Origin of the sequence: Desulfosporosinus metallidurans (genome assembly GCF_001936615.1) — a bacterium.
Classification (GTDB): Bacteria; Bacillota; Desulfitobacteriia; order Desulfitobacteriales; family Desulfitobacteriaceae; genus Desulfosporosinus; species Desulfosporosinus metallidurans.
On sequence record NZ_MLBF01000001.1, the window covers coordinates 226,327 to 241,590 of the forward strand.

At 43.0% G+C, this 15,264-nt stretch carries 13 protein-coding genes, 1 tRNA gene and 1 other RNA gene; 14 read left to right on the forward strand and 1 reads right to left on the reverse strand.

The window, feature by feature from the left end:
- The first annotated feature begins 4 nt into the window (after nt 1-4).
- From bioB to DSOL_RS01175, 7 genes are all read left to right on the forward strand, one after another.
- Complete coding sequence (gene bioB, locus DSOL_RS01145) at nt 5-982, forward strand: biotin synthase BioB (protein ID WP_075363102.1); 978 nt, start codon at nt 5-7, stop codon at nt 980-982.
- Nucleotides 983-1,041: 59 nt separating this feature from the next.
- Nucleotides 1,042-2,220 carry an 8-amino-7-oxononanoate synthase gene (bioF, locus tag DSOL_RS01150; RefSeq protein ID WP_075363053.1) on the forward strand — a complete coding sequence of 393 codons (1,179 nt, stop codon included), beginning with the start codon at nt 1,042-1,044 and terminating at the stop codon, nt 2,218-2,220.
- 12 nt (nt 2,221-2,232) lie between these two features.
- A complete protein-coding gene (locus DSOL_RS01155) occupies nt 2,233-3,057 on the forward strand; it encodes an alpha/beta fold hydrolase (RefSeq protein ID WP_075363054.1) in 825 nt (274 codons plus the stop codon).
- Nucleotides 3,044-3,889, forward strand: coding sequence for a malonyl-ACP O-methyltransferase BioC (gene bioC / locus DSOL_RS01160; protein ID WP_075363055.1), 846 nt, complete (start codon nt 3,044-3,046; stop codon nt 3,887-3,889). The genes DSOL_RS01155 and bioC overlap by 14 nt, the downstream gene beginning before the upstream one ends.
- Before the next feature lie 418 nt (nt 3,890-4,307).
- A complete protein-coding gene (locus tag DSOL_RS01165) occupies nt 4,308-4,775 on the forward strand; it encodes a DinB family protein (RefSeq protein ID WP_075363056.1) in 468 nt (155 codons plus the stop codon).
- Between the two features lie 372 nt (nt 4,776-5,147).
- Nucleotides 5,148-5,822 (forward strand): stage II sporulation protein R, encoded by a 675-nt coding sequence (gene spoIIR, locus DSOL_RS01170; protein WP_075363057.1) that lies wholly within the window; start codon nt 5,148-5,150, stop codon nt 5,820-5,822.
- A gap of 164 nt (nt 5,823-5,986) precedes the next feature.
- Nucleotides 5,987-6,325 carry a glutaredoxin domain-containing protein gene (locus DSOL_RS01175; protein ID WP_083642264.1) on the forward strand — a complete coding sequence of 113 codons (339 nt, stop codon included), beginning with the start codon at nt 5,987-5,989 and terminating at the stop codon, nt 6,323-6,325.
- Nucleotides 6,326-6,455: 130 nt separating this feature from the next.
- On the opposite strand, the gene speD is transcribed toward DSOL_RS01175, so the two are convergent.
- Nucleotides 6,456-7,178, reverse strand: coding sequence for an adenosylmethionine decarboxylase (gene speD / locus DSOL_RS01180; protein WP_427854363.1), 723 nt, complete (start codon nt 7,176-7,178; stop codon nt 6,456-6,458).
- Between the two features lie 232 nt (nt 7,179-7,410).
- Between speD and DSOL_RS01185 the strand changes: the two genes are divergently transcribed.
- The 7 genes from DSOL_RS01185 to nifJ all read left to right on the forward strand — a co-directional run bounded on the left by DSOL_RS01185 (nt 7,411) and on the right by nifJ (nt 15,038).
- Nucleotides 7,411-7,502 (forward strand) — tRNA-Ser (locus DSOL_RS01185).
- 62 nt (nt 7,503-7,564) lie between these two features.
- Nucleotides 7,565-7,830, forward strand: an RNA gene (gene ffs / locus DSOL_RS01190) — signal recognition particle sRNA large type.
- A gap of 81 nt (nt 7,831-7,911) precedes the next feature.
- The gene (gene dnaX / locus DSOL_RS01195) at nt 7,912-9,585 is read left to right on the forward strand and encodes a DNA polymerase III subunit gamma/tau (protein ID WP_075363058.1); all 1,674 of its coding nucleotides are present in this window, start codon (nt 7,912-7,914) and stop codon (nt 9,583-9,585) included.
- 92 nt (nt 9,586-9,677) lie between these two features.
- Nucleotides 9,678-10,022 (forward strand): YbaB/EbfC family nucleoid-associated protein, encoded by a 345-nt coding sequence (locus tag DSOL_RS01200; protein ID WP_075363059.1) that lies wholly within the window; start codon nt 9,678-9,680, stop codon nt 10,020-10,022.
- 7 nt (nt 10,023-10,029) lie between these two features.
- The gene (recR, locus tag DSOL_RS01205) at nt 10,030-10,626 is read left to right on the forward strand and encodes a recombination mediator RecR (protein WP_075363060.1); all 597 of its coding nucleotides are present in this window, start codon (nt 10,030-10,032) and stop codon (nt 10,624-10,626) included.
- Between the two features lie 195 nt (nt 10,627-10,821).
- On the forward strand, nt 10,822-11,076 hold the full coding sequence (locus DSOL_RS01210) for a pro-sigmaK processing inhibitor BofA family protein (RefSeq protein WP_075363061.1): 255 nt from the start codon (nt 10,822-10,824) through the stop codon (nt 11,074-11,076).
- Nucleotides 11,077-11,507: 431 nt separating this feature from the next.
- Nucleotides 11,508-15,038: a pyruvate:ferredoxin (flavodoxin) oxidoreductase gene (gene nifJ, locus DSOL_RS01215; protein ID WP_075363062.1), complete on the forward strand. Its 3,531-nt coding sequence runs from the start codon at nt 11,508-11,510 to the stop codon at nt 15,036-15,038.
- Nucleotides 15,039-15,264: the final 226 nt, after the last annotated feature.

Consider the following 15,264-nt stretch of genomic DNA (forward strand, 5'->3'; position numbering starts at 1 on the left):
AGCTATGTGTAAGGTTGATGTAATTAACCGGTTAGAGGAAAAGGTTTTGGCTGGTCAGGACATTACCCAAGAAGAGGCCCGAACGTTGGGAGAATTAGCAGGCCCTGAGCTGTATCAGCTGTTTGCAGCTGCTAGCAGGATTCGTGATCTACGGGCTGGCAAAAAGGTGGACCTGTGTTCTATTATTAACGCCAAGTCTGGTCAGTGTTCAGAAAACTGTAAATTTTGTGCCCAGTCGGCGCATCATCAAACTGAAGTGGACGTTTATGATTTGTTGAATGAAGAGTCGATTTTAGAACGGGCACTTCAGATGGAAGCGGAAGGAGCTGGGCGGTTCTCTCTGGTGACTAGCGGCAGGGGGATAAGTGAAGGCGATTTTCTTAAGTCTTTAGCCATTTACCGCCGTTTAGCCCGAGAAACGAACCTGAAGCTTTGTGCATCCCTAGGGATAATTACCGAAGACATGGCTCGAAGCTTAAGGGAAGCTGGTGTAACCATGTACCATCATAATCTGGAAACATCGGAAAGCTACTTTCCTCATATATGTACGACTCACAATTATCAAGACCGCATCAACACCATAAAAGCGTGTCAGGCCGCTGATATGGAGGTTTGTAGCGGTGGGATTATTTCGCTGGGTGAAACCATGGGCCAGCGCTTGGAGATGGCTTTTACTTTAAGGGAATTAAAGGTGCAGTCGGTTCCCATAAATATTCTCAATCCAATCGTTGGGACTGCCCTGGAAAACCAACGTGTGTTGCCTCCCCTGGAAATATTACAAACGATAGCAATTTTCCGTTTTATTTTACCAGAAGCGAGGCTGCGCTTTGCAGGTGGTCGCGAAAACGCCCTGCGAAATTTGCAAGCTATGGGTTATTTAGCGGGGATCAATGCTACCTTGGTGGGTAGTTATTTAACCACCTCAGGTCGCACCGTGGCTGAAGATATTCAAATGATCCTGGATATGGGGTTAGAAGTATAGGCGTATAGGCGTATCAGAGTATCGGAGCACAATAATCGGGGAAAACGGGGGTGGACCGGATGGAAGGATTTTACGCTGACTTGGAACAAAGGTTGGAAAATTTACGTGAAGAGCATCTTTTCCGGGAGTTGAAAAGTGTCACTGGAGCCATAGGCAAATGGGTGGAAATAAAGGGGAGGAGACTATTAAATCTTAGTAGCAACAATTACCTGGGTATTGCCTGTCATCCCATGTTAAAAACAGCCGCTATCCAGGGGGTCCAACAGTTGGGCTGCAGTGCTACTTCGGCACGGTTAATCGTGGGAAACTACGAGTTGTATGATCAGGTGGAAAAAGACTTAGCCCGGTTTAAAGACACGGAAGCGGCGTTAATATTTAACTCCGGATATACGGCTAATGTAGGGATAATTCCAGCCTTAGCAGGCAGGGGAGACATAATCATCAGCGATAAAATCAATCATGCCAGTATTATTGACGGTATCCGTCTGAGTGGAGCGGAATTTTTGCGCTATAAACATATTGACATGGTGGATTTGGAGCGCTGTTTAAAAAAGGCGGAGGGTTACCGAGGTAAATTGATCGTCACTGATAGCGTCTTTAGTATGGACGGTGATCTTGCCCCCCTCCCCGAAATTGTCAAATTGAAGGAAAAATACGGGGCGGTTTTGATGATTGATGAAGCCCATGGGAGTGGAATCTTCGGAGAAAACGGCCGTGGTTTGGCCGAATTCTATGAGGTAACGGATCGGGTGGAAATCACTATGGGTACCCTAGGCAAAGCCTTTGGTTGTTCCGGAGCCTATGTAGCCGGGCGGAAAGTACTCATAGATTATCTGCGTAATAAAGCCCGCAGCTTCATTTTCACAACTGGTCTCCCACCGTCCGTCTTGGCTAGTGTGCAAGCAGCACTACAGGTAGTACAACAGGAAAAGTGGCGGCGAGAAGAGGTTCTAGCCAAGGCTGCCTGGGTGCGGGATGAACTGACCGAGGCTGGATTTAATCTATTAAACAGTGAATGCCAAATTATTCCCATCCTAGTGGGGGATAATGCAGCTACCCTAGCGTTCAGTAGACGTCTGTTTGATGTAAATATATTAGCAATGGCGGTCCGCCCCCCCACGGTACCGCTTAATGCGGCTCGGTTACGGTTAACCATTATGGCTACTCACAGCAACGAAGAGCTGGCTTGGGCTGTCGAACAAATAAAACAGATCGGGCGGGAATTAGCGATTATCTAAGGGGGGACGTCCATGGCGGTACAAAACATTGTGCTTATTCATGGCTGGGCTGCTGATGAAAGTATCTGGCAGGAGACGAAGAACTACTTGGACCATATATACCGCGTGTATACTCTGAATTTGCCTTTGGCGAAAAACCAACACAGTTATTGTGATGCTGTGATTGAGCTGATTGAGCAAAATGGTCTGGCTCATGTAATTTTAGTAGGTTGGTCAATGGGTGCCCTTGTTGCTATCCAAGTAGTCCACCAATTACCTAATAAAGTACAAGGATTGGTATTAGTCAGTGGGACGAGTCGATTTCTGGCGGACTCGCAGTCGGGAATTTCGGTATTAGGCATAGAAAATACCGTGAAAAATGGAAATTTAGAACAAAACAGTTTAACTTTAATCGATCCTTATGCGGGAGGCATACCGGCTGCTTTGGTAATAAGAATGAAAAAGAGGCTAAGTAAAAACTGCGAACAAACGATCTCAGACTTTTATAAACTGATGTTTAGTACTCAAGAGCAGGTACAGGGATTAGCCGGAGGAATTATTTCCGCTGATCTCGGCCGCGGACGGACTTGGGATATTATTGAAGCCCAAGAGGGCTTGAATTTTCTGATGGAAGCAGATTTCCGGGCGGAATTAAAGGCTATTACCTGTCCAACTTTGCTGCTTCATGGTGAGCAGGATGAAATTTGCCCTCTAGAAGGAGCTATGTTTATTAAACGGCAGATACCTTGTGCACAATTGGTCAGTTATCCTGGAGTTGGTCATATCCCTTTCTTAACTAACTTTGAGGGTTTTCAGCAAGCACTGAAGGAGTGGTTAGCTATTTATGACGATAAATAAAGCACAAGTGCAAAAAAACTTTGGCCGGAATGCCGTTACTTATGACCAATATGCTGTCGTTCAGAAGGAGATGGCTAGGGAACTGCTGCTTAAAATTAAGAGGAATGGGCGATGTTTTCGGAATATTTTAGAGATTGGTTGCGGAACAGGTTTTTTGACGGAACTTCTCGCCAAGGAGTACCCATTGGCCCAAATTACAGCGACTGATATTGCACCGGAAATGATTGTTGTAGCTAGAGAAAAGTTAGCGGTTTTCTCCAATATTAAATATTTTGTGGCAGACGGAGAAAACCTGTCAATGGTTGATAACGTGTCCTTTGATTCGTCTTTTGACTTAATTGTATCGAATGCAGTGTTTCAGTGGTTTACTGACTACGCAGAAGCCTTTACACAGTACTATTCCTATCTGGAACCCGGTGGTTACTTAATTTTTAGTACCCTTGGAACCGGTACCTTTAAGGAATTATATGTCTGCTTGAAAGATGGGCAAAAGGGTAAACTTCCACGTAAACTAGGTAACTATAAAACTCATAAAAAAAGAGAGCCGTTTATTGAAAACCAATACCTCCAGGAGGTCATGAAAAATATCGGATTCCATTTTATGGGTGTAGAAGAAGTAACTAAAATGGAGTATTTTGACTCATGCCGGTGCTTTTTGAGAGCTTTAAAAATGATTGGAGCTCACAATTATCTAACTGAGGAACTGACTGTTCAGGGACTGGGCTCTGGTATCTTTTCAATCATCAAGAGATATGATGCCATGTTTTTCAGCGAACAGGGAGTTCCTGTCACCTATCAGTGTTTGTTTGGGTGGGGGCGGCGAACAACTTAAAATAAATATTACCTGAAGAAGAACAGACTCCGTCTGAAACATACCAGATATGTTCAGCTGAACTGAAATCGGATATTCATAAATTGGCAATTGCCGACTAGTCTCCGAAGCAAATGGAAATTTTTTGAAACCAATTGGTATTTCTGATGCCCTAAGACGCATCTGAGGTACGCCAGGTTGAATTAAAAGACAGTAACAGAGGACTATTGTGAAAGACCTGGAATGTGGGGTACAAAACTCGAAATCGAGTAGGTCCTGTGAGGGCTCTCGTGGGTTCGAATCCCACTCTCTCCGCGGATTACTAGAAATTTAGGGTCTTTGCGGGTTAACGCGAAGACCCTTTTGCTATAGCGTCTGTTCGAGGCAATTATGGATACTCAGTGATTATTTGATATAATAAGCAATGGAGGTGTAGACTATGAAAGAATTTTTATTTGACCAACTGAAGATTATACGTAGTAACACGGTTAATGAAGCAAAAGAACTTAGTGAAAGCCAAGCGGATTCGGTACCTGAAGGGTTCAATAATAACATCCGTTGGAATCTTGGGCATGTTTATCTGGTTCAAGAGAAATTTGCCTTTGGTTTTACAGAAGAACCGATGCAAGTACCAGACGGATTTACAGAGTTATTCGGAGGAAAAACCAAACCTTCTGATTGGAAGGTGCAACCGCCATCCTTGCCAGAGCTGATTAAAATGTTGGAAGATCAAACAAGCCGAATCAAAGAAAAGTTAAGTGATCGACTGAATGAAGCAGTTGCTAAGCCATTAACTATGCCTTCTGGGTTAACATTAAAGACGATCGGCGAATTTCTTACGTTTTCCATGTATCACGAAGGGATGCATGTTCAAACCATTAAAATGTTGAAGAGATTTACAGCGTAAAGCTGAAATGAATATGGTTCTCAAAACGGGGCTCCAGTTCACATTGAACTGGAGCCCTTTCTCTGTTTTAATCCCTTCTTTTTTGAAAAGAAAACAGCTAAGAATAAACATTATAGCGTATACCCCCTTTTAGAGGTGGATAAACTGGATGAATAACTATTAATTCTTAATAAAAAGAACACAGAATAGCTAATAGACAAAGCGAATGAAATAAGTGATGAAAAACGATCGTTGCAACTAAAAAGAATATGGGTATTTTTGAGCTTTTCCCTCTACTTTGCTTAAATCTTCACAATCTTGGACATACTGTTATTAGCGTAGATGTTACAGACAGCTGATACGATGTCCATGTGAGAGGGGTTTAAAATTTTAATGAAAGTAGTAAGGGCAATAATTATAAGTTTGATAGTATTTATGCTAATTGGGGCTTTTTGGGGACCTATTCGTGAGGGAAATGCGATGGAAGCCTATAAAATTACTGAATCTTCATCTAATGAAGAAGCAATCGCTTCAACACCGGATCAACTCATTCGATTTCACGTCCTCGCTAATTCTGACAGTGAACAGGACCAAGCGCTGAAGCGAGCTGTCCGTGATGCCATTCTCAAAGAAGTTTCTCCAAAGTTGGCAGTCTCTCAGTCATTGGATGAATCACGGCAAATTCTTAAGCAAATTCGTCCAGAGATGGAGGATATTGCCCGTGCGGTGGTAAAGGCCTGGGGTAAGGATTATTCGGTACATACTGAGTATGGGCATTTTAGCTTTCCCACAAAATCCTATGGGTCTTTGGTCTTACCTGCAGGCGACTATGAAGCCGTACGTGTGGTGATCGGAGAGGGGCAAGGATCAAACTGGTGGTGTGTACTTTTTCCTCCGCTCTGTTTTATCGACATTGAGCATTCTACGGCTGTTCAGGTCGATGGAAAACCGGGGATTCCCCTTAATAAGGAGCCCAAAGTTCAGCCCATAAAGCAGACGTCAAAATCCACGGCAGGTTTGCCGAAGGTACGCTTTTACTTTTGGGATCTGATCACTCGACTATTTTAAATTAATCAGGAGCGACTCACTCAGGGAGTTAACAATCCGTTGTTGGGTATCGTTTTAATAGTTTTAACCAAGTTATGGTATAATGAAAGCGTAGCCTCGATTATCATGGTTGACGAATAATTTTGGCTCCAAAAATTATTTTTCTAAATAGGAGATGAGTATTGATGAAAAATGTAATCATGTTTACCAATCAGACTTGACCTTATTGTACGCAGGCGAAAGAGTTTCTCTCGCAGAACAAGATACATTTCGAAGAAAAAAACATTAGTTTAGATACTCAAGCCAGGTTGGAACTACAGCGAAGAAACATTAGTGGAGTTCCTACTTTTATAATTGGTGACGATGTTGTTGTAGGACTAGATAAAGAGAAGATCCTTAAGTTGGTCGATCACCGTGTTATTGAGTGCCAAAAGTGTTCAAAGAAGATGCGAGTGCCCATTAAAAGAGGTAATATCCAAGTGACCTGCCCGAAATGCAATTATGTATTTAATGTACAGACATAGGAATAGCTAAATTGAACAAATAATAGGGACTTTGCCATCCAGCAAGAGTCCCTTTCTTGATTAGGTCTGTTTAACTTTAGGTATATTCCTCCCATAGAATATCTCCGACATTTCTTTGGTGAGACGTTGCTTAATTTTTTTTTTCCCCATTTGGGGAGAGTTCTTTTTTTGCCATACCGAATAAATAATTATCTAAATCAAAATCTTTTAAGAGCATCTTGGTGTGAAAGATATTTTCTTGGTAGACATTAACATCAATCATTTGATAAAGTTCTCTCTTCTCCTTGGATAGATAATTTTGGATGGAATTGATTTTGTGATCTATAAAGAATTTTTTGCCATCAAGGTCACGGGTGAATCCTCGAACTCGGTAATCAAGGATGGCAATGTCTGCGGAAAAACTAGTCACGAGGTAATTGAGGGCTGCTAGGGGAGAAATTTTTCCGCAAGTTGAGACATCAATGTCTGCTCTAAAGGTACTAATCCCTTTATTGGGGTGACTTTCTGGATAAGTGTGAACTGTGATGTGGCTTTTATCGAGATGGGCGACAACAGCTGATGGGGATAGGGTAGCTACCTCTTGGTCTTCAGATACAAGCATTGTAACACTGGCCCCTTGAGGATCGTAATCCTGTTTGGCAATATTTAAAACATGCGCTCCGATGATGTTAGCTACATCTTTGAGAATTCTAGCAAGGCGTTCGGAATTATATTCTTCATCAATATATTCAATATAGGCTTGACGATGCTCGGGCGATTTCGCATAACAGATATCGTACATATTAAAACTGAGGGTTTTAGTAAGGTTATTGAAACCGTATAATTTAAGTTCTCTTAAGGGTTTAATCTCCATTTACATCCTCCAAACTTATTAGTACGATCGAAACAATAACAAAAAGGTGCGCCACTGCAATAAACTGATACAAAGGTTACTCTACGATATTTAGGGTGAAAATATTCAATTTGCTATTTTACATATATTAACATGTATTTAATCGTTGACTCGCTTGTCTCTCTGAGGTATAATATCCCTTGTTCACTATATTCACCGAAATTGAAAAAGTATTTTGAGGTTTTAGGGACATGGAGAGGTGGCTGAGTGGTCGAAGGCGCCCGCCTGGAAAGCGGGTACATTGGGCAACCGGTGTCGAGGGTTCAAATCCCTCTCTCTCCGCCATTTTAGAGGACTTTAGCCAAAGTATTCGACTTCGGCTTTTTATTTTGCTATAATTGATTTAGCCGTACTAGACGGGGAGGTAGCGGTTCCCTGTAACTTGCAGTCCGCTCTAGCAAGGTGGAATTCCCACGATAGGTCCTCGTCTGTGAAGCCGTCTTTGGTAGGCGGCGATGAGATTTTGGTCTTACGCAACAGGACACTCCGAACCGTGTCAGATCTTGACGGAAGCAGCACTAAGGAGAGCGTTTTGTGTGCCGTAAGGTTGCCTGAATCGAGTTTGCTAACCAAGGTAACGTTCGGAGGCGATGGTTCAATCAAGGGTGTACGGCTATTTATAACTGCGATAAAGGTGGGCTATTGTACCATCTTTTTTGGTATATAGCGCACTCTGTTTATTGAGGGTGAAAGTATGGCTTATTTGGCACTTTACCGTGAATGGCGTCCTAAAACATTTGCAGACATAGTGGGTCAAGGGCATGTAACGAAAACGTTGGTTAATGCTCTTAAGCAAGAGAAGATCGCCCATGCGTATTTGTTCAGTGGGCCCAGAGGTACAGGTAAAACAACCGCGGCTAAAATCCTTGCTAAGGCTCTAAATTGCGACCAACCTAATGGGGTGGAACCCTGTAATCATTGTGCTTCCTGCCTCGGCATCGACCATGGTTCGTCCATGGAGGTTTTCGAGATTGATGCTGCTTCAAACCGGGGGATTGACGAGATCCGTGATTTGCGCGAAAATGTCAAATTAAGTGCGATACAAGGGAAACATAAGGTTTATATTATTGATGAAGTACATATGCTGACGACAGAGGCTTTTAATGCCCTGCTCAAGACATTGGAAGAGCCTCCACCACAGGTCATTTTTATCTTAGCAACAACTGAGGTTCAAAAAATACCTTTGACAATTCTATCGCGCGTACAACGTTTTGAATTTCATCGCATCTCAGTGGAAGATATTCATTCAAGACTGGCTGAAGTATGCATGTCTTTGGATCGGAAAGTCGATCCAAATGCCTTCGTGGTGATTGCCCAGAAGTCAGAGGGGGGACTCAGGGATGCCTTAAGTATTTTAGATCAATGTCTTCTCCAGGATGATCCGATCGGAGTAGAAGAGGTTTATCTAGTACTGGGGATGGTCGGTGAGACGTTTAGTGCCGAGTTAGTAGACGCTCTACTCTCCTCTGATTACGGTAAGTGCTTATCTTTTTTATCAGAAGGAATTCAACAAGGGCGTGACCCAAGGCAGATCATTAGAGAACTCTTAGATTATCTTCGCCAAATGCTCTTAACTGCGTCTGCCGGAGAAACCCCTTTGGTAGCACCTCATATTCAAGATAGGTTGATCAAACAGAGTACGCAGATCGGGATTTCCCGAATGTTGCGCTGGATATCGATACTATTACAAGGAGAAGGTCAGCTTAAATATGCCACCAATGCCCGGTTGGCGGCCGAACTCTTGTTGATTCAGACCATCCATGAGAGTATACCCACGGCGTTGAGTGGGCAAGAAGAGATTTTAAAGAGGTTATCCGCGTTAGAACAACAGATTAAGATCACCGGTTCAGTACATGATCCTATTCTTGAAAGGAAGTCACCGGTAAGCTCTAAAACTAATCGGGCAGTCTCAAGTGATTCTTCCCCATCTCCGAAGACTCCTAAGGTAGAAGCCAAAACTGTGGATTTAGGGGAAACTTCGGAAGGGTTCGTAGGTACCTTGAGCATAGAGGGGATTCAGGAGCGTTGGAATGACGTTTTGGACGAAGTTAAAAAACGCAAAAAATCCACTCAAGCCTTTTTAATGGAAGGCAAACCAGTTCAACTTGAAGAAACTACCTTGACAATCCTTTTCCGAGAAGGATGTTCCTTTCACAGGGACAAAGTCAATCAGCTTGAAAATCGTCAGACGATTGAAGAGGTTTTAAAACAATTACTTGGTGTTTCGCTAACCTTGCAGAATTTTATGGTCAGTGAATTTCAAACCAAGGAGACACCAGAAGTTAAGGACTTGAAGAGGCAGGAACAGGCTTTGATTGACAAGGCCAAAGACATGTTCGGTGATGATCTCGTGGTAGTGAGGGAATAGGAGTCTTAGCAGAGGTAGCCTTGGATCAAATTAAACAACAAGAGTATGGAGTATTTAGGGAGCTTAAGATTTAAAAGATAGGAAGTGTTAATATGGCAGGTTTAAAAGGAATGGGCGGCGGTATGGGTGGTAATATGAACCAGATGTTGAAGCAAGCACAGAAATTACAAGAGGATATGGCGAGAGCACAGGAGGAACTCCAAACCAAAACGGTGGATGCCTCTTCGGGTGGTGGAATGGTCCAGGTTGTCGTGAGTGGGAAAATGGAATTAGTAGAGTTAAAAATTAAACCTGAAGCGGTTGACCCTGAGGATGTGGAAATGTTGGAGGACCTTGTTAAGGCCGCATTAAACGAAGGGTTAAGGAAGGCACAAGAAATGGCGAACAATGAAATGGGTAAACTGACCGGTGGTTTAAAGATCCCCGGATTGTTCTAGGTGATCTATGGATTTTTTACAGTACCCACAACCTATGGCAGATCTCATTAGTAGCTTGGCTCGTCTACCGGGGATCGGCCCCAAGACGGCAGGACGGTTGGCTTTTTACCTTCTTCAACAACCACAGGTTTCCGAGGATTTGGCTAAGGCTATTGTTGTGGCAAACCGGGATATTATGAAATGTTCAATTTGCTCAAACTTTACAGATAGAGACCCCTGTGCACTTTGTCAAAATACCCAAAGAGATCAAACATCACTTTGCATTGTCGAGCATCCAAGAGATGTTGTGTCCTTGGAGAAAACTAGGGAATTCAAAGGGCTTTACCATGTGCTCCACGGTGTCCTCTCACCAATGGATGGAATTGGTCCAGAGCAGTTGACCGTCAATCAGCTTCTGAAACGATTAGATGGAATAAAAGAAGTGGTCATGGCTCTAAATCCCACCGTAGAAGGGGAGGCAACGTCTTTATATTTGGCGCGTTTACTCAAACCCTTGGGAATCAAAGTAACTCGCATTGCGCATGGCCTTCCTGTTGGTGGAGATCTGGAATATGCTGACGAAGTAACTATTGCTCGAGCTTTAGAAGGTCGAAGACAACTTTAAATAACTTCAAATCTCAATTACAATTTAAACGGTTATTTTATAAAGAGCATGTTCACTGTTGTTAGGGTTATATCAGTGAACATGCCTTTCTTATTAAGTGGGCAATTAGAGGTTTATTGACTAATTTAGAGTTCTTCTTTGTCCAGCGTGTGCATATTTATAGGACTAGCACTGACAGGACGAGGAGGAATATCCATGACCCTGATCTTTCTTGGTCTGCTAATTTTACTAATAGGCTTTGTTGTTCGTTCTACCCTTGGGAAGCCTAATTTATTTTTGAAGGTTATTATTCATATGTTAGGGGGAATTGTCGGACTCTGGTTGTTCGATTTTTTGCTTAGTATTTTGGGGTTTGCAATTCCCATTAATCTTTTTACGATCATCTTGGTCGGTTTCCTAGGGTTTCCAGGAGTTGTAGCTTTAGGCGTGCTCCAGTTTCTGGGAATCTAACATAGGTTAAATTATCCTACAGTTTTACTGCTGAGGAATTATTTTCAAGATACCTAACTATAAATTATTGACGAATGAAACAATTAAGGGGTATACTGCTTTATAGGGGGACTATTCGGGTCAGAACTGAAATAGTTCCCTTCTGTGTATTATTTTCTGGTCGGTAGGTTGCTCGATGTTAGAAATTAACAAATGAAGTGCGACAGAAATTTGACTATAATGTGAATTATGTTTTTTTTGTACAAACACTAAGGTTATGTTATGCTTACTTATATAAGTGAATTGGCTAGACGGTCAGACCGGATTTCTACAATTGTTTAATTTTTTCACAAGCTACTTTTACTTTTTCTTGGACTTAGGGGTAGCGAGGGTTCGCCCTCCATAAAGCCTTTAAAGTTAGATTAATCACATAATTAGGAGGATACAATAACATGGCAAAAATGAAGACAATGGATGGTAATGAAGCGGCCGCCCACGCGTCCTATGCGTTTACTGAAGTCGCCGCAATCTTCCCGATCACCCCTTCTTCGACGATGGCTGAATTAGTCGATGAGTGGGCTGCACATGGAAGGAAAAATGTATTTGGGCAAGCTGTAAAAGTCGTGGAGATGCAATCCGAGGCTGGTGCTGCCGGTGCGTTACACGGTTCCCTTCAGGCCGGAGCTTTAACGACCACTTATACAGCTTCACAAGGCTTACTTTTGATGATCCCTAATATGTATAAAATTGCGGGTGAGCTTCTGCCTTGCGTATTCCATGTCAGTGCTCGTGCCTTAGCAACCCATGCACTTTCAATTTTCGGTGATCATCAGGACGTAATGTCCGTGCGCGCAACGGGTTTTGCTGAGCTTTCTTCCCATAACGTACAAGAAGCATTAGACTTGGGCTTTATTGCTCACCTCGCATCGATAAAATCTCGCGTACCATTCCTTCATTTCTTTGATGGATTCCGTACTTCACATGAAATCCAAAAAATTGAAGTCCCGGAGTATGAGGAAGTTGCTAAACTCTTAGATATGGAAGCAGTTCAAGCCTTCCGTGACCGTTCTTTGAATCCGGAGCGTCCAGTTCTTCGCGGAACTGCTCAAAACCCCGATATCTATTTCCAAGGCCGTGAAGCGTCCAATGGTTTCTATTCTGTGATTCCTGACATGGTCGAACATTATATGCAAGAATATAAGAAACTCACTGGCCGTGAATATCATCCTTTCCAATATTATGGGGCTGAAGATGCCGAGTATGTCATTGTGGCCATGGGCTCGATCTGTGACACGATTGAAGAAACCATAGACTATTTGGTTGCCCAAGGGGAAAAGGTTGGGGTCATTAAAGTTCATCTGTATCGTCCGTTTTCTAGTGATTACTTCTTTAAAGTTTTGCCACCCACTGTTAAGAAAATTGCTGTTCTTGACCGTACTAAAGAGCCTGGCGCCAAGGGTGAACCTCTTTATTTAGATATTAAGGATATTTTTTACACGAGCGATATTAAGCCAGTGATCGTCGGTGGTCGCTATGGTTTGGGATCGAAAGATACCACACCTTCCCAAGTTTTGGCTGTATACAAGAACCTCAAGGCGGAAAACCCGAAAAATGGCTTTACCGTCGGTATTGTGGATGACGTAACCCATACCTCCTTAGCTGAAGAAGAAATTATTGATACTGCTCCAGAAGGGACTATTTCCTGTAAATTTTGGGGCCTTGGTTCAGATGGTACAGTCGGCGCAAATAAGCAAGCCATTAAGATTATTGGGGATCACACGAAGCTCTTTGTACAAGCTTATTTTCAATACGATAGTAAAAAATCAGGCGGAATCACGGTTTCCCATCTTCGCTTTGGTAAAAAAGAAATTAAATCGCCCTATTATGTTACGGGTACAAATTACATCGCTTGCTCTAACCAAACCTACGTTTACAAATATGACCTCTTAAAAGGTCTAAAGAAAAATGGTATCTTTGTCTTGAATTGCAATTGGAGTGTTGAAGAACTAGAAGAAAAACTTCCGGCTGACATGAAGCAATTCATTGCGAAAAACAATGTAAATTTCTACATTATTGATGCGATAGAGATTGCTGGTAAAATCGGCCTCCGTTCTCGTACTAACATGATCATGCAAGCCGCTTTCTTCAAGCTCGCTAACGTCATTCCTGTAGACGAGGCCATTGACTATCTAAAAGCTTCCGTCGTAAAATCCTATGGTAAAAAGGGCCAAAACATTGTAGATATGAACATCGCGGCGATTGATCTTGGTGTATCTTCCTTTGTTAAAGTGGAAGTGCCAGCGTCTTGGGCTGATGCAGACAATGCACAAGCACAAGCTGCTGCTGCAGTTGAAGAACCTCAATTTGTGAAAGATATTCTCCGTCCAGTGAACGCTATGGCAGGAGATGACCTGCCAGTTAGCACTTTCTTGGGCCGTGAAGATGGAACTTCACCGCTAGGAACGGCTGCTTTCGAAAAACGCGGTATTGCCGTCATCGTACCTGAGTGGCAAGTGGATAAATGTATCCAGTGTAACCAATGTTCTTATGTTTGCCCTCATGCAGCGATTCGTCCGTTCTTATTGAACGAAGAAGAAGTGAAAAACGCCCCGGAAACGTTCAACACTAAGAAGGCAAATGGTAAGGAGGCAACGGGTCTGCAATTCCGCGTTCAAGTAAGCCCGTTGGATTGCACTGGTTGCGGAAACTGTGCCGAAGTTTGCCCTGCTAAAGGGAAGGCCCTTATAATGGAACCTGCCTCTGAACAAATCGAACGTCAAGCTGAGAACTGGGAGTATGCAGTTAGTCTGACAAACAAGAGCAAGCTCTTTGACGTGACTACGGTTAAAGCGAGTCAGTTTGCTCAGCCATTACTGGAGTTTAACGGCGCATGCCCAGGGTGTGGTGAGACAGCTTATGTTAAACTAATTACTCAGCTTTATGGTGATCGCATGATGATTGCTAACGCTACAGGCTGTAGTTCTATCTGGTCCGGAAGTGCTCCTTCAATTCCATACACCACTAACCAAGAAGGCAAAGGTCCCGCTTGGGCTAACTCCTTGTTTGAAGACAATGCTGAGTTTGGCTATGGTATGTACGTAGGGGTTCGTCAACAACGCGAGAAACTGGCTGATTTGATGAAGCAAGCACTTGAGCTGGAAATTAGTGCTGAGCTAAAAGAAGGGTTCCAAGAGTGGCTTAAGGGTTCAGATGATGCCGACGCCTCCAAAGCTGCATCTATTAAGATCCTTGCCGGTCTTCAAGCGTACGCAGGGGATAATGAAGTTCTTGCAGAGATTTCTGCTAAGAAAGATCATCTTGTTAAAAAATCCCAGTGGATCATCGGTGGAGATGGTTGGGCATATGATATTGGATTTGGAGGATTAGACCACGTCTTAGCCTCTGGAGATGATGTCAACGTGCTTGTGGTTGATACGGAGGTTTACTCTAATACCGGCGGACAATCTTCGAAATCAACTCCTAGCGCTGCAGTTGCCAAATTTGCAGCTTCTGGCAAGAAGATTCGCAAAAAAGACTTGGGCGTTATGGCTATGAGTTACGGTTATGTTTATGTCGCGCAAATTGCTTTGGGTGCAGACATGGCCCAAACGCTTAAAGTTATGAAAGAAGCGGAAGCTTATAAAGGACCTTCTTTGATTATTGCTTACGCTCCATGTATCAACCATGGTCTCAAGTCGGGTATGACTAAGAGTGTACAAGAGGCGAAGAAAGCAGTTGATTCCGGCTACTGGCATCTTTATCGCTTCAACCCAGAACTTGCAGATCAAGGAAATAATCCATTTAGCCTTGATTCCAAAGAGCCGACTTCGTCCTTCCGTGAATTCATCATGGGAGAAGTTCGTTATTCTTCCTTGTTGAACACTTTCCCGGAAAGTGCAGAGGAACTTTTTGTGGGCGCTGAGAAGTACGCGAAAATTCGCTATGAGTCCTATAAACGTCTCGCTGACCAAAAGTGGGACTAGAGATAGAATCGAATCGTTTCATTCTTCATTGATCTGAAAGAGCAGGGTTACCTGCTCTTTTTTTCTTGGGTTCCCCTTTAATTGTATATGAGGGTAGACTAGAGGAAAATACAAAGAAAATCTCCTCCAATTTCCTAAAATGTTCGAAAGAACTCAGGGCAGGGTATATCAAAAGTACGCATGGGGAACTATTTAACAGTAGTTCCCCAAACTTTATTTTATGAGT

Bases quoted from the DNA above. Each gene is read 5' to 3' on its own strand.
- bioB (WP_075363102.1), top strand. From the start codon at position 5: ATGTGTAAGGTTGATGTAATTAACCGGTTAGAGGAAAAGGTTTTGGCT.
- bioF (WP_075363053.1), top strand. From the start codon at position 1,042: ATGGAAGGATTTTACGCTGACTTGGAACAAAGGTTGGAAAATTTACGT.
- DSOL_RS01155 (WP_075363054.1), top strand. From the start codon at position 2,233: ATGGCGGTACAAAACATTGTGCTTATTCATGGCTGGGCTGCTGATGAA.
- bioC (WP_075363055.1), top strand. From the start codon at position 3,044: ATGACGATAAATAAAGCACAAGTGCAAAAAAACTTTGGCCGGAATGCC.
- DSOL_RS01165 (WP_075363056.1), top strand. From the start codon at position 4,308: ATGAAAGAATTTTTATTTGACCAACTGAAGATTATACGTAGTAACACG.
- spoIIR (WP_075363057.1), top strand. From the start codon at position 5,148: ATGAAAGTAGTAAGGGCAATAATTATAAGTTTGATAGTATTTATGCTA.
- speD (WP_427854363.1), bottom strand. From the start codon at position 7,178: ATGGAGATTAAACCCTTAAGAGAACTTAAATTATACGGTTTCAATAAC.
- dnaX (WP_075363058.1), top strand. From the start codon at position 7,912: ATGGCTTATTTGGCACTTTACCGTGAATGGCGTCCTAAAACATTTGCA.
- DSOL_RS01200 (WP_075363059.1), top strand. From the start codon at position 9,678: ATGGCAGGTTTAAAAGGAATGGGCGGCGGTATGGGTGGTAATATGAAC.
- recR (WP_075363060.1), top strand. From the start codon at position 10,030: ATGGATTTTTTACAGTACCCACAACCTATGGCAGATCTCATTAGTAGC.
- DSOL_RS01210 (WP_075363061.1), top strand. From the start codon at position 10,822: ATGACCCTGATCTTTCTTGGTCTGCTAATTTTACTAATAGGCTTTGTT.
- nifJ (WP_075363062.1), top strand. From the start codon at position 11,508: ATGGCAAAAATGAAGACAATGGATGGTAATGAAGCGGCCGCCCACGCG.